Consider the following 22,387-nt stretch of genomic DNA (forward strand, 5'->3'; position numbering starts at 1 on the left):
CCGACCCACCCGCTGCGGCCGGCCCCACCGGGTGATCAGACCCCGCGGACCGGGACCGGGTGTCCGGCGCCGGTGAGAGGGCGGCCGCCACACCCGCCCGGTCCGCGGCCCACCGTGCCGGCAACGCCCGTTCTCGTTGATCAATTGCCGCCACTGCCGGGCACCACTGGCTTTTGCAAGATCCGCGAACCCGAGCACCGCAGAACTCCACCCGCGGGCGCACCCCCGCCCGTGCGCCCGGGCGTGCCGTCAGCCGATCTCGTCGAGCTCGGCGGCGGCCGCCAGCAGCGTGCTCCGGAAGTTGGCCTCGTCGGTGGTGTTCTGAGCCTTCCGGTAATCCATGGTGAGGACCACATCACCCTGCGCCACTAGAACCGTGATGCCCCGGTTGACGAGCGCTCCGGTCGAGTCGGTGCGCTCGTAGAGCAGACCGACCGAGGCGTCACCCAGCGCGGAAGATCCTCGTCATCCGCTCACGGCAACGACGCACCACCGGCGGGAAGGGGCGAAATCGCAGGCCGTACCCCTCAGGGCTGGGTGTAGTCAATGACGGCGCGTGAGGTGAGCAGCGGGCGCAACCACGCGCCCAGCTCCTGATGTGCCGGGTGCGCCTGATATGCCCGCAGATCCGCCTCGTCGTGGTGGGTTGTGCGCAGATGCAGATCCCAGGAGACCTCGGTGTGCAGCTCGTCGAGATCTGCCCGTAGCGAGCGGATCTCGGGAACGACACCGGCCAGCTCTTCCAAACGCACCTTGGCCTTGGCAGCATCGGCGCCATCGGCAAACCTCATCAGCACGACGTGCACCAACAAGTCGACCCCCTGAATATCTTCACCATCAAGAAACCCCTGTTGCGAACGGGGCTCCCGAGTGTAGTTTTGGGAAACGCCGTTTCGCTAGGGGGAACCGGATGCCCGGTGTTGTTCGCGTCGCCGCAGCCCAGATCGAAGCCGGTCAGGACGTCGCTGCCAATCTGGCCGCCTGCCTGCGCGTCATCGACGCCGCTGCGGAGCAGAAGGTCCAGCTCGTGGTCCTGCCCGAGTTCTCCAACCACCTGTCGTGGTATGCGTCGCGCGCGCAGGCCCACGAGCTCGCCACCCGGCCCGGCGACGCGTTCCTGACCGCCGTCGCGGACCGCGCCCGCCGGCACGGCATCTGGATCAAGATCAACGTCACCCACGGGTACGCCGATGGCCGCACCGGAGGCACCAACTTCCTGGTCTCCCCGCACGGCGAGACGGTCGGATCGTGCGACAAGCAGACCCTGATGGGCGCGGAGAACGACTTCCTGGATCCGGCGCCCACGGCCGGCCCGGTGCTGGACACCCCGCTGGGCCGCCTCGGCATGTACGCCTGCATGGAGGGCGTGATCAACGAGGTGGCCCGCGGACTCGCATTGCGCGGCGCCCAGGTACTGCTGAACAGCCTGAACAGCTTCGCGCTGGACGAGGCGGATCTGCACATCCCGGTGCGTGCCGCGGAGAACAAGGTGTGGGTGGTGGCGGCCAACAAGGTCGGCCCGCTCCTCCCCCGCGACCAGCTGCCGGCCATCGCGGAGCGTCTCGGTGTGCCGCCGGAGTGGCTGCACGGCGCCGGCGAGAGCCAGATCGTCGCGCCGGACGGCACGGTGGTCGCGAAGGCGCCGCGCACCGGCGAGGCCGTCGTGGTCGCTGACATCGATGTGTCGCTCGCCGACGACAAGCGCCGCCCGGACGGCACGGACATCCTGGGCGGCCGGCGGCCGGCGCTGTACGCGCCGATCGCCGCCGAACCGGTGGGCCGCCGGCGGCCACCGGGCGCGCCCACGCTGGACGTCGCGGTGGTCCGCTCACTGGACCTGGTCTCCACGATCGCGCAGACCGCCCGCCTGCTCGTCCTGCCCGAGGCGGCCGGGTCGGCCGCGGAGATCGCCGCGGCGTTGGCCGGCACCGGAGCGCATGCGGTGACCAGCGACGACACCGGCGGCCTGCTGATCGACAGCAGCGGGATCGTCGCGCGCCAGCCGCGGCTGCACGGCCCCGCAGCGACCGGCAAGGAGATCGTGCCGGTCGACCTGGAGTGGGGACGGCTCGCGATCGTGGCCGGTGACGACGCGCTCTACCCGGAGACGTTCCGGCTGGCCGCGCTCCTGGACGCGGACGTGGTGGCGGTGCCCTACCGGGCGCAGGAGCCGTGGGAGCTGTCCCTGGGCCTGCCCGAGCGCGCCGCCGAGAACCGTCTCAACCTGGTCGTCGCGACACCGCTCGGCCAGCCCGCCGCGATCTTCGCGATGACCCCCGACTTCACGCTCTGGACGAAGTGGGAGGGGCCGTTCACCGGCCGCATCTCCACCCCGATCCGCACCGACATCGCGGCGGGCGACCCGGCCGGCACCGGCACGGTCAACCCGGCGCAGGCAGCGAACCGTCAGGTCTCGCGCAACACCGATCTCGTCGACGGCCGGCCGTGGCGGCTGGTCGGCGCACTTCTATAAGGGAGTTCTCAGTGGCGGAGACGATCCAGCACGTGGAGGACATGGTCGACGGCTCACCGGTCGTCGACGTACACGACACGTTCACCTATTACCGGCAGCTCCTCGCCGACCTGAAGGCGAAGATCGACGCCCGGTTCGAGCTCACCCGCGACCCGTCGACGGTGGACCTGGACACCTACGGCACGTACCCGGACGGGCCGGGCGGGTCGCTGGAGGCGTACTCCGGGCCGGAGATCGACTGGATGGTCCACTCCTGGATCGGCAACCCCGGCGCCAGCTTCGCCAACCTGCACCTGACCGCGTGGCTCGGCCCTCAGGTGAAAGTCCCACACCTCGGCATCGCGCTGCTGGTCTGGCCGGGCGGCTGGTTCTACCTCGACTCGGTGCCGCGGACCAACATGGTGGAGGACGCCTCCTACTTCGACGACTACTACGCGGATCTGGACGAGGAGTGGCTGGAGCTGCGGGCGGACCCGCAGTTCGAGTACTTCGTGAGCCGCGCCGGGTTCATCCGGGCCAGCCTGTCGCCGACCGCGTACTGCTACTCGTTCGAGCGCTCGCAGCGCAACCTGGAGATCGTGTCGCAGCGGGCGCACGCGCACGTCGACAGGTGGCTGCGCTGGGTGGACGAGGCCACCCCGGTCCCTGCCGGGGAGCGGGCCGCGCTGGCCGCCACCGACGAGACGATTCGCCGCAACATCGCCGAACGGGATCCGGCGAACGTGATGGGCGTCCGGTTCTTCGGCGAAGAGACCACGAACAAGCTGGTCCGGGCCCTCTGGGGCGGGGACCGGGTGCTGCCGAGGCCCGGGGTCGAGTGATGGGCGTCAGGTCGGTCTGGTGGGCCGCGGCCATCCCCGGCGCCGAGGCGCCGTTCGACACCGCGCACCTGCGGGTCTTCTATCCGGCCACGCCGACCGGATCGGACGCCGAGCGGCTCTCCGGGGTGTTCCCGGCGGACCCGGCCCAGGCCCCGTACCCGGTGGTGGTGATCGTCTCCGGGGTCAACGTGGGCCAGGAGGCCTACCGCTGGCTCGCGGTCGAGCTGGCCTCGCGCGGCTATGTGGCGGTGACCTACGACTGGGTGGGCGAGCTGTTCGGGGGCCTGAAAGGGATCACTCCCGGTGTGGAGCTGGCGGCCGCGAGACCGGATGCCTACGGGACCCGGGCCACCACGCCGTCGGTCCCCGCGATCCTCTCCGCCCTGGCGGACATCTCCGGGCCGGTCGCCGGGCTGCTCGACCTCGGCAGCGTGGGCCTGATCGGGCACTCGGCCGGCGGCACGGTCATCCTGCAGAGCGCCCGGTTCTTCCCGAGCGTCAAGGCGGTCGCCGCCTACGGCACCCACACCATGGTCGCCACGATGCTCGGCTGGCCGGCCGGCACCGTGCTCCCGGCTCAGGTCGACTGCCCGGTGCTGCTCATGAACGGTGAGAACGACGGCGTCATCAACGGCTCCGCCGACCGGTACGGCGAGGACGTCGCGACCCGGCGCGACCCGATCAGCCGGACGTTCGACGAGGCGCTGCCCGAGGCCGGCGGTGACACCGTGCAGGTCACGTTCGCGGGCGCCAACCACTTCGGGATCGTGCACCCGGTCGACGAGACCGCCGCCCGGGCCTTCCTCGATCTGCCGCACGCAACCGATCCGGCCGCCACCCGCGCGGCCCTGGCCGACGTCACCGCGGCGTTCCTCGACATCCACCTGCGCGGCGCGTCGCGCGACGCGCTCGACAAGGCCCTTCAGTCCCCCGACATCGCCGGGATCCGGCGGAGGTAACTGCCATGCTCAAGAACTTCTGGTACGCGGTGGAGTTCTCCGCTCACGTCACCACCAAGCCGGAACGCATCACCGTCCTCGGTCAGCACCTGGTCGTCTACCGCACGCCCCGGCAGGGCCGGGTGGTGGCGCTGAGCGACCTCTGCGTGCATCGGGGCGCGGCGCTCTCCGGCGGCTGGCTGAAGGATGACAAGATCGTCTGTCCCTATCACGGCTGGGAGTACGAGCCGGACGGCGCGTGCACGAAGATCCCGGCGAACCTGCCCGGACGGGGCATCCCCAAGAAGGCACGGGTCGATTCGTACCCCGTACAGGAGAAATATGGTTTTGTCTGGGTCTTCATGGGCGATCTCCCGGAGTCCGAGCGCCCGCCGATCCCGGTCTGGCCGGAGTTCGACGACCTGGTGGAGAACGGCGGCAAGTTCCGGGTCGTGACCGGCGAGTTCCTCTGGAACGCCAACTACGAGCGGATCCTGGAGAACGGCTGCGACATCGCGCACGCGCCGTTCGTGCACGCCGGCCGGTTCGGCAACCCGGAGATGCCGCAGGTGCCGGACTACGAGGTCGAGCACCCGGACGAGTGGTCCGCGTTCGCCACCGTCGACCTGCACCCGCCGAAACCGTCCGGTCTCTGGGGCAGGTTCGGCAGGCTGGTCGGCAACGACCTGAAGAAGCGGCCGCCGGTCGCCACGTCGGCCGGCTGGATGCTGCCCAACATGATCAAGCTGCACGTGCGGCTGCCGATCGGCGACATGGTCATCTACGACACCAACATCCCGATCGACGAGACGCACACCCTGGTCAAGTGGGTCGCGCTGCGCACCTTCTTCACCGGCAGGTGGGCCGACAAGGACGCGGTCAACCGGACCCTGCGGATCTTCTACGAGGACGCCGCGGTGGTCGACAAGGTGCGGCCCGAGCTGCTGCCGTTCGACCTCGGCGCCGAGCTGCACATCAAGAGCGACCTCATCGCGGTCGAGTACCGGCGGCGCCGGCAGGAACTGGCGGACAAGGGCTGGCTGCTCAACGAGGAGGACTTCATCACCGGTGACGTGCCTCGCCGGACGGCGACGGTCATCCCCTCACCGGCCCGCCGGGAGAGCCCGGAACTGGCCCGCGCCTGGGTGCACAAGGCCCGCGGCGAGCATCCGACGGTGGCCGCCGCCCGGCTGATGGGCCAGGACGATTCCGAGGAGACCCCGTGAGCCTGCCCGGCGCTCTTTCCGATCGCACCCTCGCCGCGATCCTCGACCGGTTCCCGGTGACCCTGGACGAGGACCGTGCGCTCACCTCGCCGATGAGCCCCGACCCGGTCGGGCGGATCCGTGTCTGGCGCAGCGCCGGGCCGGTCGTCAAGGTGGTCAACGTCAGCCTGGTCGTCCCGCCGATCGGCCTGGACAGCCACATGATCTTCGCGTTCACCGCGCCGGAGTCGGGCGTCCCGCACTTCACGCTGGACTCGGTGGCGAACGGGGAGAACCACGCGTTCCACCTCGACCTGATCCCGCGGATCGACCTGGCGACGTCGCTGCCGTACCTGGACGAGGTCTACGAGCCGCTGACCGGGCTCTACACCGAGGTCTCGGGCCGCGACGGGCTCACCCCCGCTCATCTGACACCTCGGCAATATGCCCTCATGTCGCCCTGGATGCTCGTGAACCGGGCCACCGCGACGGCCTTCGAGGGCATCGGCGAGGCCGTCGACGGCTACCTCACCCACTGGGCCGGGCTGGTCGAGAAGGGCGTCGCCGCCGGCGGCTCGGCCGAGCGCGACGCGGCACACCGGACGCTGCTGTTCAGCCCGGAGATCGACCCGGTGTGGAAGCAGACCGTCCGGCTCCTCGGCGAGGAGCAGAGCGAATCGGTGCGCCTGGCTCTGGTGAGCAATGACTGAGCCCAGCGTCTGGCAGAAACGGATCGCCGGGGAGTGGCACGGGCGGCCGTCGCTCTTCGACGCCACCGGGACCTGGTGCGGCTTCGAGGAGATCCGGCGATCCTCGGACTTCGTGGACGGCGTCACCACGTACCGGATGGATGGGGGTTTGATCGGTGGCGGGCCGCTCGCGGGGCAGTTCCGCCTCGGCGCGCCGTTCTCGTTCGGTGTCGTGGACTCCGACCAGAACCGGGTCTACACCGGTCCGGACTTCTTCGGGACCGGGCAGCCCTACGGCGGTTTCGTGGACTCGCACTACTACGGGCCGGGCTGGCAGGTCGACCTGTTCACCTGGAACCAGGTGCTGCCGGACGGCGAGACCCAGGTCTACTCCTCGGTGCTCCACCAGGGCTGGTCGGTGGTGGGGTGCTTCAACGGGCTCTACACCCGCGTGCCGTCCGAGGTCGACGCGCTGATCGAGGCGGAGACGCGCAACGGCCCGGTCCCCTACATCCTGCCGACGAAGGAGTCCGGCGCTTTCGCCGGCGAGCTCGAGCTGTGGGGATCAGACCAAAAATTACGGGGTACGGTGTCCGCGTCGCTCGCGCTCGACCCGATCGACCTGCTGCGGACCCGTCGCACGATCAGCTGGCGGGGCGCCGGGCTGGACCGCTCGTTCACGGTGGAGACCCGCCGGGACGGCAACCGGCTCTTCTTCGAGGGCCCCGAGGCGTGGGGCAACGCGATCGGTTTCGGACGGGCGTCGTTCCAGTCGGTACACCTCACCGACGTCGGGAAGATCAGGGGCCGGGAGTTCTCAATCGACGCGTCCCCGGGGATGTCGGCGGGGACCCGGCTGGCCGTGGTCTACGAGTTGTTCGACGGCGGGCAGCTGGACTCGGTGCTGCACGGGCTCTTGGAGTGGCACTCATGACCGTCGTCGTGGTGACCGGTGGGACGCGCGGGATCGGTCAGGGTCTGGTTCGTTCCTTCCTCGCACTCGGTGCGCAAGTGGCCTACTGCGGGAGGTCGGCTCCCGTTGACGGGCCTTCGGAGGCGCTGTTCGTCACGGCTGACGTGACGCGGCGCGGCGACGTCCGCAGCCTGTGGGACGCCACCGTCGACAAATACGGAAAAGTCGACATCTGGGTGAACAATGCCGGGCTGTCGAACTCGCGCAAGCCGCTCTGGCAGCTCGACCCCGCCGAGATCGACGCCGTCGTCGACGTCAACCTCCGCGGAACCCTGCAGGCCGGCGCCGTCGTCCTGGACGCGATGCTGGCGCAGGGCCACGGCGCGCTCTGGAACATGGAAGGACTCGGCTCCAACGGTCAGATCGTGGCGGGCCTGACGCCGTACGGCTCGACCAAGCGCGGCCTCACCTACGCCACCCTCGCGATGGCCAAGGAGCTGACCGGCACGCCCGTGAAGGTCGGGCTCCTCTCCCCCGGCATGGTCGTCACCGACCTGCTCACCCGCGACTACGAGCCGGCCGAGCTGGAGAAGGCGAAGAAGATCTTCAACATCCTCGCCGACCGGGTCGAGACGGTCACCCCCTGGCTGGCCCGCCGCGTCCTGGCGGGCACGCGCAACGGCGGCCGGGTCGCCTGGCTGACCAGGCGCAAGGCGGCGTACCGGTTCGCGACCGCCGCCTTCACCAGGCGCGACCTGTTCGGGGACTCCTGATGGACTATCCGATCGCGCTGGCGCTCGAGGATTTCGTGCCGGTCATCTTCGGCACCGCCGGATTCGCGCTGCTCAGCCAGACCGCACCCACGCCGGCGGCCCGCCGTGCCGGGTTCACGGGCGCGATGCTGATCGGCGCGGGCGGCATCGCCAAATGCGTGTGGAAACTCGGATACGCGGCCGGGGCGGGCGACTGGAAGCTGTTCGAACAGGCGCTGTTCCCGCTGATGGCGGCCGGCGCGACCCTGCTGGCCTGGGCTCTCGCGGTCACGGTGCGGCGCGGGAGACGTACCCGTGCCTGGCCTTTTGCTCTTGTCCTCGGCCTCTGCGCGGCGGGCTCGATCCTCGCGGAAAGCCTGAACCCGCTGTTCGTGGCGGCCACCCTCGGGGTGACCGCGATCAGCGTGCTCGGAGCGATCATCGCGGCCCGATACCAGCAGTGGTGGGCCGTCTCCCTCTACGTCCTCGGCCTGGTGCTGGTCATGGGGCTGGTGCCGCTGCGCGGGTCGGACAGCCACCACACCGTCGCCTTCCAATGGCTGGAGCAGGGCATCAACACCTCCGCCCAGGCCGCGTTGCTGGTCGCCGCCTGGCTCACTCTCCGGGCGGTCCGTCGCCCCGTACTCGTTGGAGCCACGCAATGACCGACGCCCTCGGCTGGCGCCGCAAGTTCGGCGTCATCGCCCCCTCGACGAACACCATCGTCGAACCGGACTTCTACGCCATGACGGTGCCCGGCGTGACCGCGCACTTCTCCCGGATCCACATCCGCAACCAGGACCTCTCCGACGACGCGAACTTCGAGAACCTGCTCGTCCAGATCCGCGCCGAGATCGGCTTCGCCTGCGAGCGGGTGCTCACCTGCGAACCCGACTACATGGTGATGGGCATGTCCGCGGAGACCTTCTGGGGCGGCGTGGAGGGCAACCGCGAATTCGTCTCCCAGATCAAGGGGATCACCGGCCTGGACGTGGCGACCGGGGCCGAGGCGTGCGAGCGGGCGCTGAAGCTCTACGGCGCCCGGAAGATCGGGGTGGTCACGCCGTACCAGCCGGTCGGTGACGCCAACGTGGTCCGCTTCTTCGGCGAGATCGGCTTCGAGGTGACGGCCATCGAAGGGCTCAAGTGCCCGACGGCGGTGTCGATCGCGCACGTGACCGAGGACGAGCTGCGCGCCGCGATCCTGAACGTGAACGATCCCGAGGTGGACGCGATCGTCCAGTGCGGCACGAACCTCTCCATGGTCCGGCTCGCCGACGAGGCCGAGCGCTGGCTGGGCAAGCCGGTGATCGCCATCAACGCGGCGACGTGGTGGATGGCTCTCCGCGAGAACGGCATCAAGGACAAGGTGTACGGGGCCGGAAGCCTCCTCCGCGACTACTGACCCGCCCTCGCCCGCCCACTCAGCTCCCGCGTGAGGGGCGCTCGCCGCGTGCGGTGACCGCCCCGCCGATCGCAGGGTCCGGCGGTCCGGTCCGGTGGGGCAGGACGCTCCCGGCCCGGCCCGGCCCCGCCGTTTGTTGCACGCATCGCCGGATCGGGGGTGTGGGACCTGCCCCGCGCAAAGCCGGCCCCACACCCCTGAACCGCCCCCTGTCCCGCGGAGAGGGCGCGAGACCGGGCCTCTACCGGAATCCCGCCATCCGGCGCCGACGGGCCGGCAGCATCGCCAGCACCCCGGCCCCGGGAAGCAGCAGACCGGTTCCGATCAGCACGACGGTCGCCCACTCCATCCCCGGGCCGGTCTTCGGCAAGGCGGAGCCGGAATCGGAATCGGAGTCGGGGTCATCAGCCGCAGCCGCCGTCGTGGTAGCAGCAGCCGCCGAGGACTTGCTGGTGACAGGCTTGGCAGTGCCACCGGAGGAGCCGAACACGATCTTCACGGAGACCGCGTTCGCCGCCACCGTCGCCGCGTCGTGACTGGACGGCAGCAACTGCGCCGCGATCACACAGCCGTCGCTTCCACATTCCTTGCCGCTGAACGACGTCGCCAGCTTGAGCGTCACCGTGTCGGTCTTCCCGCTGCCGTCGGTCTTGGCGAACACCGCCCCACCGGCCAGGTTGCAGTCGCTCGGGCCCTTCGGGTTCTTGACGCACTGGCCGAGCGCGAGATCGGTCAGGTTCTTGGTGAACCCGGTGCCGGACACGGTCACCGAGTCACCGCTCTTCAGTCCGGTGGTCTTGGAGACTTTCAGGGTCGCCTTGGCGGCGGCCGGGGTGACCCCGACGGAGAGTGCGCAGAGAAGTCCGGCAGCCGCAGCGGCCGCGAGACGCCGGTAAAGCACGGGTTACCTCCAGAGTGAGTGTCAGGAACGGGCCACGGCAGCCTCATCGGTGCCGAGGTAGGACAGGACGACCGCGGGATGCGAACGGACCTCGTCGGGTGGTCCGGTGGCGATGACCGTTCCGGCGTCCATCGCGATGAGACGGTCGGCGACCCGGGACAGCAGCGGCAGATCATGCTCGATGACCAGCACCGTCGTGCCGAGTTCGGCGCGGACCCGCAGCATCAGCTCGCCGAGGGCCACGCCGTCGGCCTGGGTGAGGCCGGACGACGGTTCGTCGAGCAGCAGCAGCCGGGGTTCCAGGGTGAGCAGGCAACAGAGCTCCACGATCCGCCGGGTGCCGGTGGACAACTCACCGACCGTCCGATCGGCGAGGTCCTCCAGCCCCATCGCGCGCAGCGCCGCCAGGGCACGCGCGGCCTTCGCGGCGGACGGACGCCTGTCGCCCAGCACGTCGACCACCAGGCTGGACGGGATGAGCTTCTCCCCGGCGACCATCAGGGTCTCACGCACGGTCAGCGCCGGGAAGAGCCGCGCGTCCTGGAACGACCGCGCCAGCCCGTCCCTCGCCCGCCGTTCCGGGGTCCAGCCGGTGACGTCCCGACCCTGGTAGCGCACCATTCCACCATCAGCGGACGTAAATCCCGCGAGGATCTCGAAGAGCGTCGTCTTCCCCGCGCCGTTCGGCCCGATGATCCCGACGATCTCACCCTCGGTGACGGCGAACGTGGCGTCCTGCACGGCCTTGACCCCGCCGAACGACCGCCGGATCCCGGCCACCTCCAGCAGCGGCGACGTCCCGATCATCGGCGCGAGCCGCTCAGCCGGCAGATCACGCACCCGCCACTGCCCCGGCCACGCCGGTCCGGCCGGCAGATCCGCCGCCGGCTCCGGCCCCGACTGCGGAGGTACGCCGGAAACCCCGCCCCCACCAGCAGATTCCCCGTCCCGGGAAGCAGACCGCCACCGTCCCACCGGGAAAGGCGTCAGCCGCCCCGCAGGAACAGCCGGCAACCGCCCCGCCGCCCCCGCCAGCAACCCACCCAGCCCCTCCGGCAGGAAGATCACCACGAGCAGCCAGCCGAGCGTGAGCACCGCCTGGCCCGCGATCCCGAGCGGGAACAGCGCCGGCAACCCCACGATGACGATCGCGCCGAGCAGCGCTCCCCCGGTCCGGGACAGCCCGCCGACCACCGCGATCGCGACCACGTCGATGCTGGCGGACGCCGGGAAACTGTTGATGCTCAGCTGCGCCTGACCGAACCCGATCACCACGCCACCGAGGCCGGCCAGGGCGCCCGCTACCCCGTACACCTGAAGTTTGCGGACCGGCGCCGCGACCGTGAGCGCACGTCCCGCCTCCTCGTTGTCCCGCAGCGCGAGCAACAACCGGCCGAAGCCGCCGCGGCGCAGCCGCGCGGTGACCGCCCACCCGACGGCGAGCATGAGCAGCGCGAACAGGTAGTAGTCGGTGGCGACGCTCACCACGTAGTCGCGCCACATCGGGTACGGCGTGGTCAGCCCGTCGCCGAGCAGGAACGTCTGGCGCAGCAGCCAGCCGCTGGTGGCGAGCGCGAACGCGAGCGTGGTGACGCCGAGGGCTACCCCGCGCAGCCGCAGCGCCGGAATGCCGACTCCGGTGGAGGCGAGGGCGCCGGCCGCGCACCCGGCCAGGACACCGGTGAGCATGTTGCCGGTGAGCTGGGCCGTTTGGATGGCGGCGGCCGCCCCGATGCCGGCGAACGCGAACTGGCCGAGCGACAGTTCACCGGCGATGCCGGTCACCAGGATGACGGAGAGGCCGACCAGCGCGTACCCGCAGATCATCGTGAGGATCGAGGCGGTGGAGTTGCTGACCACGTACGCCAGACCGACACCGATCACGGCGAGCAGGATCAGGCCGATCCGCGTGCCGGGCGGCGGGGTGGCGTCCCAGCGCGGCCAGGACGCGTTCTGCTCGTTGTTGCGCCCGCCGGTGCGCTGCCGCAGCAGCGAGACCAGGATCGCGAGGCCGAGCACCACGTCGACGAACCCCGAGCTCTCCCGGGAGAGGAGGACCTGTTCGAGAACGCCGACGCCGATCGAGGCGGTGAACGCGATCGGCAGCGACGTCATCCGGGCGATCACCGCGCCGGCCAGGCCGCGCAGCAGCAGTTGCGGACCGAGCGATTCGATCGACTGCACGCCCTGGGTGGGTGTCAGCAGGATCGCCGAGAACGCGGCGACCCCGCCGGCGACGGCCCAGGCCAGGCTGGTCATCAGGGGTGCGGGGACGCCGTTCACGGTGGCCGCGTCGGGGTGGTCGGCGGCGGCGCGGATGGCGATGCCGTACTTGGTGCGGCGCAGGAAGAACGCGAGCGCGGCGAGCAGCACCGGGGTGAGCAGGAGCATCGCGGTGAGCGAGGAGCCGACCGCGGTGGTGCCGATGCTGAAGGCGGGCAGGCCGGGCGGTTTCGGATAGGTCGAGCCGGAGAAGCTGTCCCGGTCCACGAGCAGCGCCAGGACCAGGATGAACTGGGCCAGGCCGAGAGTGGCGATCATGCCGATCACGCGGGGCCGGCCGTGCAGGCGGCGGACCACGGACATCTCGATGCCGGCGCCGAGCGCTCCGGCCACCACGATGGCGATCGGGAAGGCCAGCCAGAACGCGATGCCGTCGGTGAGCCGGGCGAGGACCGCCGCGCCGAAGACACCTATCGCGCCGTGGGCGAAGTTGACGAACTTGCTGGACCGGTAGACCAGCACGATGCCGACCGCGAGCAGGCCGTAGGTCAGGCCGGTGAACAGTCCGACGGCGAGCCGGTCGAACCCGAAGTCGTACCCCAGGAAACTCATTCGGCGTGACCTCCGAGCACCAGGCGGCGAGCCAGGTCGGGGGTCGCGCGCAGTTCGTCCGGGGTGTGCTCGGCGATGATCGTGCCGTGTTCCATGAAGAGCAGCCGGTCGGCGATCGACATGGCGACGTTCACCGACTGCTCGATGACCAGGGTGGCGACGCCGGCCGCGGCGAGCCGGCGGACGAGTTCGAGCAGGCCGCCGACGACGACCGGCGCGAGCCCGAGGGAGAACTCGTCGATCAGCAGCAGGCTGGGCCGCTGGATCAGGGTCTTCGCGAGGACGAGCATCTGCCGTTCGCCGCCGGACAGGTTGGCGGCCGGCTGGTCGGTTCGGACGGCGAGGCGCGGGAAGACGGCCAGGGCGCCGTCGACGACGGTGTCGGTCCGGTCGTCGTCGTGGCCGTTCGGGTACGCGTGCAGCCGCAGGTTGTCGCGGACCGACAACGATCCGAACGCCTGCTGCCCGATCACCGTGGACATGCCGAGCCTGACCCGTTTCGGCCCGGAGAGCGCCGTCACGTCCCGGCCGAGGAGCGTGACCGTGCCGGCGCGCGGCCGGTTCAGCCCGCTGAGCATCCGGACCAGGGTGGACTTGCCGACTCCGTTGGGCCCGCAGAGCGCCACGGTCTCGCCCTTGCGGACCGTCAGGTCGATGCCGAAGAGGACCTGGATGCTGCCGTAGCCGCCGGAGAGCCCGTCGACGCGCAGAACGACGTCACTGTCCAAGGCTGGTCACCGGTCCCTCGTAGGTGAAGCAGCCGCAGCCGGCGTCGAACTTCAGCACCCGGTACGCCGTACCGGCCGCGTGCCCGCCGCCGAACTCGCCCAGTCCGGTGGCGGTCGCGAACTCCGCGGACCGCGCCGCCGTCGCCCACGCCGAGGCGTTGAGGTTCGGGCCGAGATCCCTGGCCGCCGACTGCAGGAGCAGCGCCGCGTCGCAGTAGGTGAACGCGACGCGCGCGTTCTCCCGGGCCCGGAACGTGATCCCGGCGCCCGCGTAGATCTTCTGGCAGGTCTTCTCGGCCTCGCTGTCCGGGAACGCCATCTGGCTGTCCGGCACGTCGTAACCGGGCGCGAACCCCACACCGACCATGCCCTTCAGCGCGGCCGGCGGGATCGTCCCCGGGTTGGACACCATGAAGCTGGGGCTGTCGAAGGTGGAGATGCCGTACCGCGCGGTGTAGCTGTTCGCCGCGGCGGAGGTCATGAAGAACGGCGCGATCCGGGCGCCGCCGAGGAAGAAGACCCGGTCGATCTTCCGGCCCCGGAAGTTGACGGCCGCCTGGGTGAGCCCGGAGTTGAGCGTGCCGAGCGAGGTGGTGTCGATCCAGGAGACCGTGACGTCGATGCCCTCCTTGTCGGCGAACGGCGTGACGATGTCCTCGAACACCGCCTTGTTCGCCGGGGTGTCCGCGGCCACCAGGCCGGCCCGGTCCCGCCCCTCGAAGAATTTCTGACGCGACAGGACCGACAGGAACGACGTCGCGAACGCGTCGTACTCCGGGAACGACGCCGTCCACAGATAGGGCGACAACTCGGAGAACGTGGACCTGCCGTTGGCGATCAGGGTGGCGTCCAGCATCAGGGTCTGCCGCTGCGCATAACACGGCCGCGCGTTGGACTGCAGCTGACCGGTCAGCACCACCGCGAACGCCTCGTCGTCCTGGGTGATCCGGCTGCACAGCGTGGTCTCGGCGGCCGGCGAGTCGTTGCTCGCCTCGTACTCGCGGTACACCGCCTCGAGCTTGCGCCCGGCGATCCCGCCGTTCGCGTTCACCCAGGAGGCCAGCGCCTCGACCTGCTCCTCCGGCTTGCCGACGTCGGCGTTGGTGAACCCGGTGAGCGACGCGGTCTTGGTCAGGTCGGTGCCGACGAAGACGACCTTGACGCTGTCCTCGGTGACGCCCGGTCCGGTCCCGGAGGCCGACGCCTGCACGGTGCCGTTGCCGCCGGGCATCAGCGCGCCGCACCCGGTGTAGGCGACCACCGCGACTCCCAGCACGGCGCCGATCCGCATCAGCAGGGGGCCGTCGAGGTTCCGGCGTGTCATTCGTTCTCCTCGAGCAGTGAGATGGAGCGCGGATACCGCCGGGCCAGCACGTGACCGAGGGCGTCCAGGTCGAGCACCGATTCGCCGGCGCCGGGACCGTTGCCCGCGCCGATGAGCGCGCGCAGGTTGTCCAGGCTGAGCTGGGCGCCCGCGTGCCGGCGCAGCCGCCGGGAGCCGGGCGCGTCGTCGAAGACCAGGTAGGCGCCGAGGCTGCCGAGCCGGACCACGGCCGGGAGCAGCGCGTCCGCCGGGTCGACGTCGCGCAGGGCACGCCGCCGCCCGAGCCGGCGTACCAGTCCCCAGACGATCAGCGCGATACCGAGGGCATTGATCAAAATCAGACCCCAGGGGTACGCGTCATGGCTCACCCGGACCGGAGCGAGCCCGCTGACGTCGGCGCTGACGACGTACCGGCCGAAGGCGGCGATCGGCAGCTCCACCGGGACCGTGACGGTCCGGCTCTGCCCGGGCGCGAGTCCCTCGACGACCTCCTGGTGGAAGATGTTGTCGTCGCCACCGCCGCCGAGCCGGATCTGCACGGTCGCGCTGGTCAGCGCCGCCGGAGTCGGGTTGCGGACGGTGTAGGTGAGCGTCAGCCGGTCGCGGGCGCCGAACCAGGCGGCCGCGGTGCCGCCGGTGAGCGTGAACTCCTGCACGGTCAGCTCGCGCGCGGCGGTGGCTGCGGCCGGGATCGTCCCGACCGGGTGCCCGGTGATCGAGATCGGCAGGTTGACCGGGATGGCGCTGCCCTGCACCTCGGCGATGTGCACGACGCACGGGCACGGCCGGGGCGGGGTTCCGGCCTGCACGTCGACCACGAACCTCCCGTCCGCCCGGACCGGGGTGGCCACCGCGGCCCGGGTGTCGCAGGCCGCCGAGCCGGTCAGCCCGCCCTCGCCGCACGTGACGAACTGGAGCAGCGTGCCGGCGGTCCAGCCCGTGCCGGTGACCCGTACCGTCTCGCCGGGCTTCGCCACGTTCACCGAGAGCGTGGCGACCCGGCCCGCGGCCAGGGCCGGCGTGGCCGCCGGCACGGTGAGCGCGGTGAGCACGGTGCACGTCACGAGCGCGACGGTGACCGCGACCAGCGCCGATCTGGTCATCGGGCGGCCACCAGGCCGCGCGGCCGGAGCTCGCGGGCACGGCGGCGGCGCCGGATCAGCAGCACGATCCCGGTGATCAGCAGTGCCAGCAGCAGCAGGGCGGTCCAGGAGACGACGACGGTGCGTTCCGTGCGCTGGGCGAAGACGTCGCCCTCGGCGCGGACCGCGACAGCGGTGGTGACCACGTCGAGCGGCCAGATCCCGCGGGCCCTCATCGCGAAGGCGCCCTGCGCGCCGGGGACCATGTCGCTGGCCGGGGTGGCGCCGGTGACGGTGATCCGGTGGCCGAACAGCCCGGTCATCGTCACGGTGGCGGCCGGCACCAGGTGGATGTTGCCGACGTTGGCGACGGTGTACTCCAGGTCGCCGCCGGTGATCGTGGGCAGCAGCGGCGCGCGGACGTCCAGGTTGAGCTCCGGCACCCCGAGGCCGGGCACGACCGCGCCGGCGACGCGCAGGTAGACACGGGCCGCGACGGCTCGCTGGATGTTCACGGTGGCGCCGTCGGCCTGTGCCGTGGAGCTCGCCGAGGCCTCCATCGCGACGATCCCGCCGACGTGGTCGCCCGGTGTGGCGTTGGCCGGCACGGCGATCGTGAACGGGATGTCGGCGCTGGTCCGCGCCGGCACCTCGACGGCGGTGACCTGGGATCTCACCCACGAGCCGAGATCTTTCTGAGCATCGGTACGGGTCCGGATCGCGAACCCGCCGTTGCGGGCGGTGTTGTAGGCGTCCGCACCGTAGATCACGAACGACCGCGGTTTGGCCGTCAGGTTGGTGACCCGGACCGACTCCTTGACGGTCTCGCCGGCGTGAGCATCGAGGAAGAAGTAGAGCCGCGGTGTGGGGCCGGGGTTCCCCGCCGGGGTCGGCGTGACGGCCCACTCCCCGTTGCCGGTGGCGGCGGCAGGAGCCGGCGTGAGCAGCACCGACGCCACGATGACCAGCGCGGCCGCGAGCTTCCGCATGTGTTTCCTTCCGACCGTTCTTGCGGGTGAGAGGCGGTAGCGGCCGCCTCTCACCCTCAGAAGGCTCAGCTCAGCGTGAGCGTGAGCGTCGCCGTGTACGTGCCGGCGAGCTGGATCGCCGGCACCGTGAGGGACAGTTCGGCCGACGCGTCGTACGAGCCGCCGGTGACCGTGCCGCCCGTGCCGGCCGGACCGGAACACAGGGTCGCCTCGTTGACCGGCACGGCCGCCGAACCCGCCACCGCCGCTGTCGCGTTGGTAGCCCCGGTGTGGTCGGCGCAGGACGGCGTCCAGGTCAGCGCGCCGGCCGGGATGGTGCCGCCGGGGACGCCGGTGAAGTCGGTGACCGCAGCGGCGAGCTCCCAGCCGAGGGTGCTGCCCCGGTTGTCGGTGACGTTGATCGGCTTGAGCGAGCCGGTCGCGGTCTGCGCCGAGCCGTTCAGCGTCACACCGGTGAAGATGATCGTGCTGGAGCCGGCGCCCCGGGACATCGACAGCGAGCCGCCCGTGACGGTCTCGGAGAGCTCGTACTTCAGGTCGCAGTCACCCGTCGCCGCGTTGCCCTCCTTCGCCGTGCAGGCGTCCGCGGACGCGGTCCACGGCGCCAGGGCGAACATCCGGCCGGACACCGCACCGACGTACGCGGTGGTGGTGTCGTTGACCGTGAAGGCGGCGCTGATCCCGCCGGTCGCCGACGCGGTGGCCGTGACCGGCGTGTCGGAGGTGGCGGGCGGCGGCGGGGCGCCGGTGAGCGCCTGATATCCACGAACCACGACGGAGCTGCCGGGATCCCAGTCGGTGCCCTTGACGGAGATCGCCGTGCCGGCGCCGCCGCCCGAGGGCGTGATCGTGACCGTCGGCGTGCCGAGGATCGTGATGGAAACCAGGACGGTGTTGACGCCGTCGGTGACGGCCAGGGTCCGGGTGCCGGTCGTGGGACTGGCCGGCACCACGAGCGTTCCGGTGCCCGAGCCGCCGGCGCCGGTGGAGCCGGTGCCGCTGCCCTCGCCGGTACCGCCACCGGAGCTGTCCTTCAGCGACGCCGTGAGCGTGGCGTTCGCCTCCAGGCCGGTGACCGAGTAGTCGATGGTGTTGCCGGCCCGGGCCGCGGTGACCCCGGTCTGGCCGGTGATCGACGTGATCGTCGCGCCGCCGTCGAAGACGGTGGCGTTGTGCACGATCGTGGTGTCGACCGGCGCGGCCTTGTGGTCCCGGTCGCCGTCGTTCGAGCAGTACGTGGACGCCGTGGAGTTGGCGAACTTGACCTGCTTGACGGTGAGGGCGACGGCGCCCTGCGAGCCGGCGACGAACGAGCCGGTCGCGGTGAAGCCGCCGAGCTCGGCGTACGCCGCGACGGCGCCCGCCGGGTAGCTGGACTGGTTGAGTGTGATCGTGCCGGTCTGTGCTCCGGAGATCCCGACCGTCACGGCCACCGGCACCGAGCCCGCGGTGAGCGGAACCGGGCCGTTCGTGGAGCCTTCCGCCGCGGTGAGCGACACGGTGACACTCTGACCGGGCTTCGGCGACGCCGGATTCGTGGTCAGGGTGAACGTGTCCGCCCACTCCGACGGGGAGGATCCGGTGCCGGCGTCACTGAAGTAGATCCGGCACCCGAGGGAGTTGGCGGTCGGCCCGTAGGCGGCGGCCGGCGCCTGGACGGCCACGACGCCGGCCAGGGCCAGCGCCGACCCGGCCGCCGCGGCCAGGGCTCTTCGAACGATGCGTGTCATGGGTGGTGCCGCGTCCCCTCTGTCAGATGGGTGCGTCCCGTCGTTCCCGGCGGTGACGCTCTTGCGCGCGGTACACATCCGGTTCGCCAACTGTTTCCCATAGGGAAACGCTGTTTTCCTTTTGTGTGGGATCAATAAACGCGGTCGGCATCAGGTGTGTCAACCCACCGAGCAGCCTTATTTCGCATCGCGGAACACTGTTTCCCCAGTGCGAAACAGAGCGGAAACCGGTCCCCCCGCGTCCAGGGCCCACACCGCCGCGGCGAGCGCCTCCACCATCCCGGCGTCGAGCGCCCGGGTCGCGTTGCCGGTGAACTTCGCGGTCACCTCGTCGGCGCGCAGCGGATGACCCGGGCCGCCGCGGGAGCTGTCCACCCGGTGCTCCAGCAGGTGCCCGGACCGGGTGCGGACACGCAGCACCCCGGCGAACGCGCGCGGGAACGCCGCGGTCGCCGCCGGGTCGGCGACCACCCGCACCTTCCCGGCCAGCTCCAGCCGGCGCGGGTCGAGACCGGCGAAGTCGTCCAGCCCGACACCGAGACCGGTCCCCCCGGTCAGTGCCACCGCCACCGTGTACGGCCCGGAGAACTTCGCGTGGTACCCGGTCCGGGGCCGCGCCTTCTCGGCCGCCGGCTCGGCGATCGTGCGCAGCACCGGCTCGGCCACCCCGAGTTCGATGCCGGTCACGTCGTCCGGGTCCAGGCCGGCCGCCCGCAGCGCCAGGGCGCAGTCGATCCCGGCGTGCGTGAAGTGGTTCGACGGGTACGGCTTGAAGACCGTCCGCAGCACCTCCCACCGCTCGCCGAGCGCGTCGGTGACCGCCGCCGCGTCGAGCCGGCCGGTGTGCGCCGTGAAGAAGCCGAACCGTCCCTCCAGGACTGTCGGCGGCCCGGTCAGCCCCTCGGCCGCCAGGGTCGCGGCCACCACCCCGCCGTGCGCCGCCCAGCCGCAGTGCGCCCGTTTCACCGAGCCGCCGGTGCGGTTCGCCTCCAGGACGCCGGCGCCCATCGACGCGGCGATGCCGACCGCGTCCGCGATCCGCCCGGCGTCCAGTTCGTAGAGCCGGGCCACGGCGACCGCCGCGCCGATCGTGCCGCAGATCGAGGTGGCGTGCTGCCCGCGCTCGAAGTAGAGGTTCGCACCGGTGTCCGGGTCGCAGCCGGCCATGCCGAGCCGGTTGGTCACCTCGATGCCGGCGGCGATCGCGGCGATCAGGTCACCGGGCGCGCCGGCCTCGGCGGCGGCGAGCGCGGCCGGCACCACCGAGGCGCTCGGATGCAGCACCGACGGCAGATGGGTGTCGTCGTAGTCCAGCGAGTGCGCGAGCACCCCGTTCACGAACGCCGCGGACGGCGCGGGCAGCCGGTCGCCGTACCCGAGCACGGTGGACTCCCGCACACCTCCCCAGCGCCGCATCGCCCGGATCGCGGCCGGCGCGGCGTCGGCGCCCGGCTCCGCGTACGCGGCCAGCGCGTTGCCGAGCACGTCGAGGATCCGGGGTGGCACGTCCGCGCGGACCCGCTCCGGCGGATCCACCTTCGCCGCGAACTCCCCGATCGTCCGCGCCAGCGGCGCCGTCACGGAATGACCGCCAGCGGCCGGACCGGGCTGCCTGTCGCGCCGACCAGCTTCAGCGGCGCGAGGATGAACCAGAACTCGGTCACGCGTGCGTCGGCCAGGTCGCTGAGCAGCATCGTCTCCACGATGTTGATGCCCGCCTCGACCAGCAGGATCCGGTGCGCCGGCAGGCTCGCGTGCCCGGCGCCCGGCGCGATGTGCTCGTAGGCGATCGTCTCCGCCCCGGTGACGGCGATCTCCCGCTCGGCCAGCCAGCACGCCCCCTCCTCGCCGGGACCGGGCACGCCGGTGGTCGTACCCAGGAAGGATGCGCCCTCGCTGAACCGCCTCGACCAGCCGGTGCCCACCAGGACCGCGTCCCCGGGGTTGATCGGAAGGTCGCCGCAGGCGGCCGCCAGATCCGCGGCCGTCACCTCGTAGCCGGCCGGCAGGATCTCCACGCCGTGCACCCGCGCCACGTCGAGGAAGACACCCCGGCCCACGTACGGCGGGAACTCGTCGATGCCGAGCCGGGCGAACCCGGCGTCGGACTGCACGTCGGCCGCGACCACGCCGCCGTGCAGCAGCCCGTCCTGGGAGACGTGCGCGAGGGCGTCGACGTGGGTGCCGACGTGGGTGCCCATCACCAGCACGTCGTTGGCGGCCGAACCACCGCCGGCACGCACCATGTCACCGTGCCGGCGGACCAGCGAGTGGTGGTACGCGGGATGGTTCGGCGACTGGGGGATGCCCCGCCGCATCGGCTGGGCGAGATCGAAAACCTTCATTGTCAGATGACCCCTTCGGCCCTCAGCTCCGCCCGCCGCTCCTCGTCGTAGCCGAGGCCGGCGAGCACGTCATCGGTGTCCGCGCCGCGCGGCCGGCCGGTCCAGCGGATCCGGCCCGGGGTGCGCGACATGCGGTAGAGCGGGCCCGGCATCCGCACCGGCCCCAGCGTCGGATCATGCGCGGTGGTGACCGCGTCGCGGGCCTGGAACTGGGGGTCGGCGAAGACGTCGGCGATGTCGTAGACCGGGGCGATCGCGGCCTGCGCCTGATCGAACGCGTCCTGGACCTCCCGCTGCGAGCGCGCGCCGATCCAGGCGGCCATCGCCTCGTCCAGCAGGTCGGCGTGCGCGGCCCGGCCGACGCCTGTCGCGAACCACGGCTCGTCGATCAGCTCGGGGCGGCCGATCAGGCGCATCACCCGCTCGGCGATCGGCTGGGCGCTCGTCGAGACCGCCACCCACCTGCCGTCCGCGGTCCGGTACGTGTTGCGGGGCGCGTTGTTGACCGATCGGTTGCCGGTCCGCTGCTGCACGACGCCCAGCTGGTCGTAGACCATCGCCTGCATGCCGAGGACGGTGAGCATCGGCTCGACGATCGCCAGGTCGATCACCTGACCCGGCTGGTCGTGGACGTCCCGGTGGTACAGCGCCGTCATGATCGCCTGCGCGCCGGTGAGCGCCGCGATCCCGTCGGCCAGGCCGAACGGGGGCAGCGTGGGCGGCCCGCCGGGGTCGCCGGTGATCGCCGCGAAGCCGCTCATCGCCTCGGCCAGGGTCCCGAATCCCGGGCGGTGGCTGTACGGTCCGGATTGTCCATATGTGGTCACACGGGCGATGATCAGCTTCGGGTTGATCTCCTGAAGTGCCTGCGGGGCGAGCCCCCAGCGTTCCAAGGTCCCGGGACGGAAGTTCTCGATCAGCACGTCGGTCTCTTCGACCAGGCTTTTCAGGATTTCTGCGCCTTTTGTGGTGCTGAGACTCAGGGTCAGCGTGCGCTTGTTGCGGCCGAGCATGGTCCACCAGAGCGGGACCCCGTCCTTCGCGGGCCCATGTCCCCGCGCCGGATCACCCGTGACCGGATGTTCGATCTTGAGCACGTCGGCGCCGTAATCACCGAGGATCGTCGCGGCCAGTGGTCCGGCGAACAGGGTCGACGCGTCGACGACCCGTACGCCCGAAAGAGGGCTGTCAGCGGCGGGCATGACATACCCTAACCGCTCTGTTCCATTAAGGGAAACCTCGTTACTGTGTGCGAAA

At 71.2% G+C, this 22,387-nt stretch carries 20 protein-coding genes; 9 read left to right on the top strand and 11 right to left on the bottom strand.

The genetic code is table 11. From position 1 onward, the window contains the following. Positions 1 to 527 precede the first annotated feature (527 nt). Entirely contained in the window at positions 528 to 806 is a 279-nt protein-coding gene (locus AMIS_RS28160) for a Dabb family protein (protein WP_051042161.1), read from the bottom strand. Positions 807 to 910: 104 nt separating this feature from the next. Between AMIS_RS28160 and AMIS_RS28165 the strand changes: the two genes are divergently transcribed. The 9 genes from AMIS_RS28165 to AMIS_RS28205 are packed head-to-tail and all read left to right on the top strand — an operon-like array spanning position 911 to position 9,196. After that, positions 911 to 2,473: a nitrilase-related carbon-nitrogen hydrolase gene (locus AMIS_RS28165; protein WP_014445832.1), complete on the top strand. Its 1,563-nt coding sequence runs from the start codon at positions 911 to 913 to the stop codon at positions 2,471 to 2,473. Between the two features lie 11 nt (positions 2,474 to 2,484). Then, positions 2,485 to 3,294 carry an oxidoreductase gene (locus AMIS_RS28170; RefSeq protein WP_014445833.1) on the top strand — a complete coding sequence of 270 codons (810 nt, stop codon included), beginning with the start codon at positions 2,485 to 2,487 and terminating at the stop codon, positions 3,292 to 3,294. Further along, positions 3,294 to 4,253, top strand: a complete 960-nt coding sequence (locus AMIS_RS28175; protein WP_041830113.1) for a dienelactone hydrolase family protein — start codon at positions 3,294 to 3,296, stop codon at positions 4,251 to 4,253. The genes AMIS_RS28170 and AMIS_RS28175 overlap by 1 nt, the downstream gene beginning before the upstream one ends. Before the next feature lie 5 nt (positions 4,254 to 4,258). Continuing rightward, positions 4,259 to 5,458: an aromatic ring-hydroxylating dioxygenase subunit alpha gene (locus tag AMIS_RS28180; protein ID WP_014445835.1), complete on the top strand. Its 1,200-nt coding sequence runs from the start codon at positions 4,259 to 4,261 to the stop codon at positions 5,456 to 5,458. Beyond that, positions 5,455 to 6,147, top strand: a complete 693-nt coding sequence (locus AMIS_RS28185; protein WP_014445836.1) for a hypothetical protein — start codon at positions 5,455 to 5,457, stop codon at positions 6,145 to 6,147. The genes AMIS_RS28180 and AMIS_RS28185 overlap by 4 nt, the downstream gene beginning before the upstream one ends. Next, positions 6,140 to 7,060: a hypothetical protein gene (locus tag AMIS_RS28190; protein ID WP_014445837.1), complete on the top strand. Its 921-nt coding sequence runs from the start codon at positions 6,140 to 6,142 to the stop codon at positions 7,058 to 7,060. The genes AMIS_RS28185 and AMIS_RS28190 overlap by 8 nt, the downstream gene beginning before the upstream one ends. Next, a complete protein-coding gene (locus AMIS_RS28195; RefSeq protein ID WP_014445838.1) occupies positions 7,057 to 7,812 on the top strand; it encodes an SDR family oxidoreductase in 756 nt (251 codons plus the stop codon). The genes AMIS_RS28190 and AMIS_RS28195 overlap by 4 nt, the downstream gene beginning before the upstream one ends. Then, positions 7,812 to 8,456 (top strand): hypothetical protein, encoded by a 645-nt coding sequence (locus tag AMIS_RS28200; RefSeq protein WP_014445839.1) that lies wholly within the window; start codon positions 7,812 to 7,814, stop codon positions 8,454 to 8,456. Before AMIS_RS28195 ends, AMIS_RS28200 begins: the two co-directional genes overlap by 1 nt. After that, positions 8,453 to 9,196, top strand: coding sequence for a maleate cis-trans isomerase family protein (locus AMIS_RS28205; RefSeq protein ID WP_014445840.1), 744 nt, complete (start codon positions 8,453 to 8,455; stop codon positions 9,194 to 9,196). The genes AMIS_RS28200 and AMIS_RS28205 overlap by 4 nt, the downstream gene beginning before the upstream one ends. 241 nt (positions 9,197 to 9,437) lie before the next feature. On the opposite strand, the gene AMIS_RS28210 is transcribed toward AMIS_RS28205, so the two are convergent. The 10 genes from AMIS_RS28210 to AMIS_RS28255 all read right to left on the bottom strand — a co-directional run bounded on the left by AMIS_RS28210 (position 9,438) and on the right by AMIS_RS28255 (position 22,332). After that, positions 9,438 to 10,097: a neocarzinostatin apoprotein domain-containing protein gene (locus AMIS_RS28210; protein ID WP_014445841.1), complete on the bottom strand. Its 660-nt coding sequence runs from the start codon at positions 10,095 to 10,097 to the stop codon at positions 9,438 to 9,440. Between the two features lie 21 nt (positions 10,098 to 10,118). Continuing rightward, a complete protein-coding gene (locus AMIS_RS28215) occupies positions 10,119 to 12,932 on the bottom strand; it encodes an ABC transporter permease subunit (RefSeq protein WP_014445842.1) in 2,814 nt (937 codons plus the stop codon). Next, entirely contained in the window at positions 12,929 to 13,660 is a 732-nt protein-coding gene (locus AMIS_RS28220) for an ABC transporter ATP-binding protein (protein WP_014445843.1), read from the bottom strand. The genes AMIS_RS28215 and AMIS_RS28220 overlap by 4 nt, the downstream gene beginning before the upstream one ends. After that, positions 13,650 to 14,984: an ABC transporter substrate-binding protein gene (locus tag AMIS_RS28225; RefSeq protein WP_014445844.1), complete on the bottom strand. Its 1,335-nt coding sequence runs from the start codon at positions 14,982 to 14,984 to the stop codon at positions 13,650 to 13,652. The genes AMIS_RS28220 and AMIS_RS28225 overlap by 11 nt, the downstream gene beginning before the upstream one ends. Further along, positions 14,981 to 16,087, bottom strand: a complete 1,107-nt coding sequence (locus AMIS_RS40880; protein ID WP_014445845.1) for a hypothetical protein — start codon at positions 16,085 to 16,087, stop codon at positions 14,981 to 14,983. Before AMIS_RS40880 ends, AMIS_RS28225 begins: the two co-directional genes overlap by 4 nt. Further along, positions 16,084 to 17,055 (bottom strand): WxL protein peptidoglycan domain-containing protein, encoded by a 972-nt coding sequence (locus tag AMIS_RS28235; protein ID WP_051042163.1) that lies wholly within the window; start codon positions 17,053 to 17,055, stop codon positions 16,084 to 16,086. Before AMIS_RS28235 ends, AMIS_RS40880 begins: the two co-directional genes overlap by 4 nt. A gap of 65 nt (positions 17,056 to 17,120) precedes the next feature. Next, positions 17,121 to 18,785 (bottom strand): WxL domain-containing protein, encoded by a 1,665-nt coding sequence (locus tag AMIS_RS28240; RefSeq protein ID WP_014445847.1) that lies wholly within the window; start codon positions 18,783 to 18,785, stop codon positions 17,121 to 17,123. 177 nt (positions 18,786 to 18,962) lie between these two features. Beyond that, positions 18,963 to 20,366, bottom strand: a complete 1,404-nt coding sequence (locus tag AMIS_RS28245; protein ID WP_014445848.1) for an MmgE/PrpD family protein — start codon at positions 20,364 to 20,366, stop codon at positions 18,963 to 18,965. Beyond that, entirely contained in the window at positions 20,363 to 21,130 is a 768-nt protein-coding gene (locus AMIS_RS28250) for a cyclase family protein (RefSeq protein ID WP_014445849.1), read from the bottom strand. The genes AMIS_RS28245 and AMIS_RS28250 overlap by 4 nt, the downstream gene beginning before the upstream one ends. A gap of 2 nt (positions 21,131 to 21,132) precedes the next feature. Next, positions 21,133 to 22,332, bottom strand: coding sequence for a CaiB/BaiF CoA transferase family protein (locus AMIS_RS28255; protein ID WP_014445850.1), 1,200 nt, complete (start codon positions 22,330 to 22,332; stop codon positions 21,133 to 21,135). Positions 22,333 to 22,387 lie beyond the last annotated feature (55 nt).

This window comes from Actinoplanes missouriensis 431 (genome assembly GCF_000284295.1).
Taxonomy (GTDB): Bacteria; Actinomycetota; Actinomycetes; order Mycobacteriales; family Micromonosporaceae; genus Actinoplanes; species Actinoplanes missouriensis.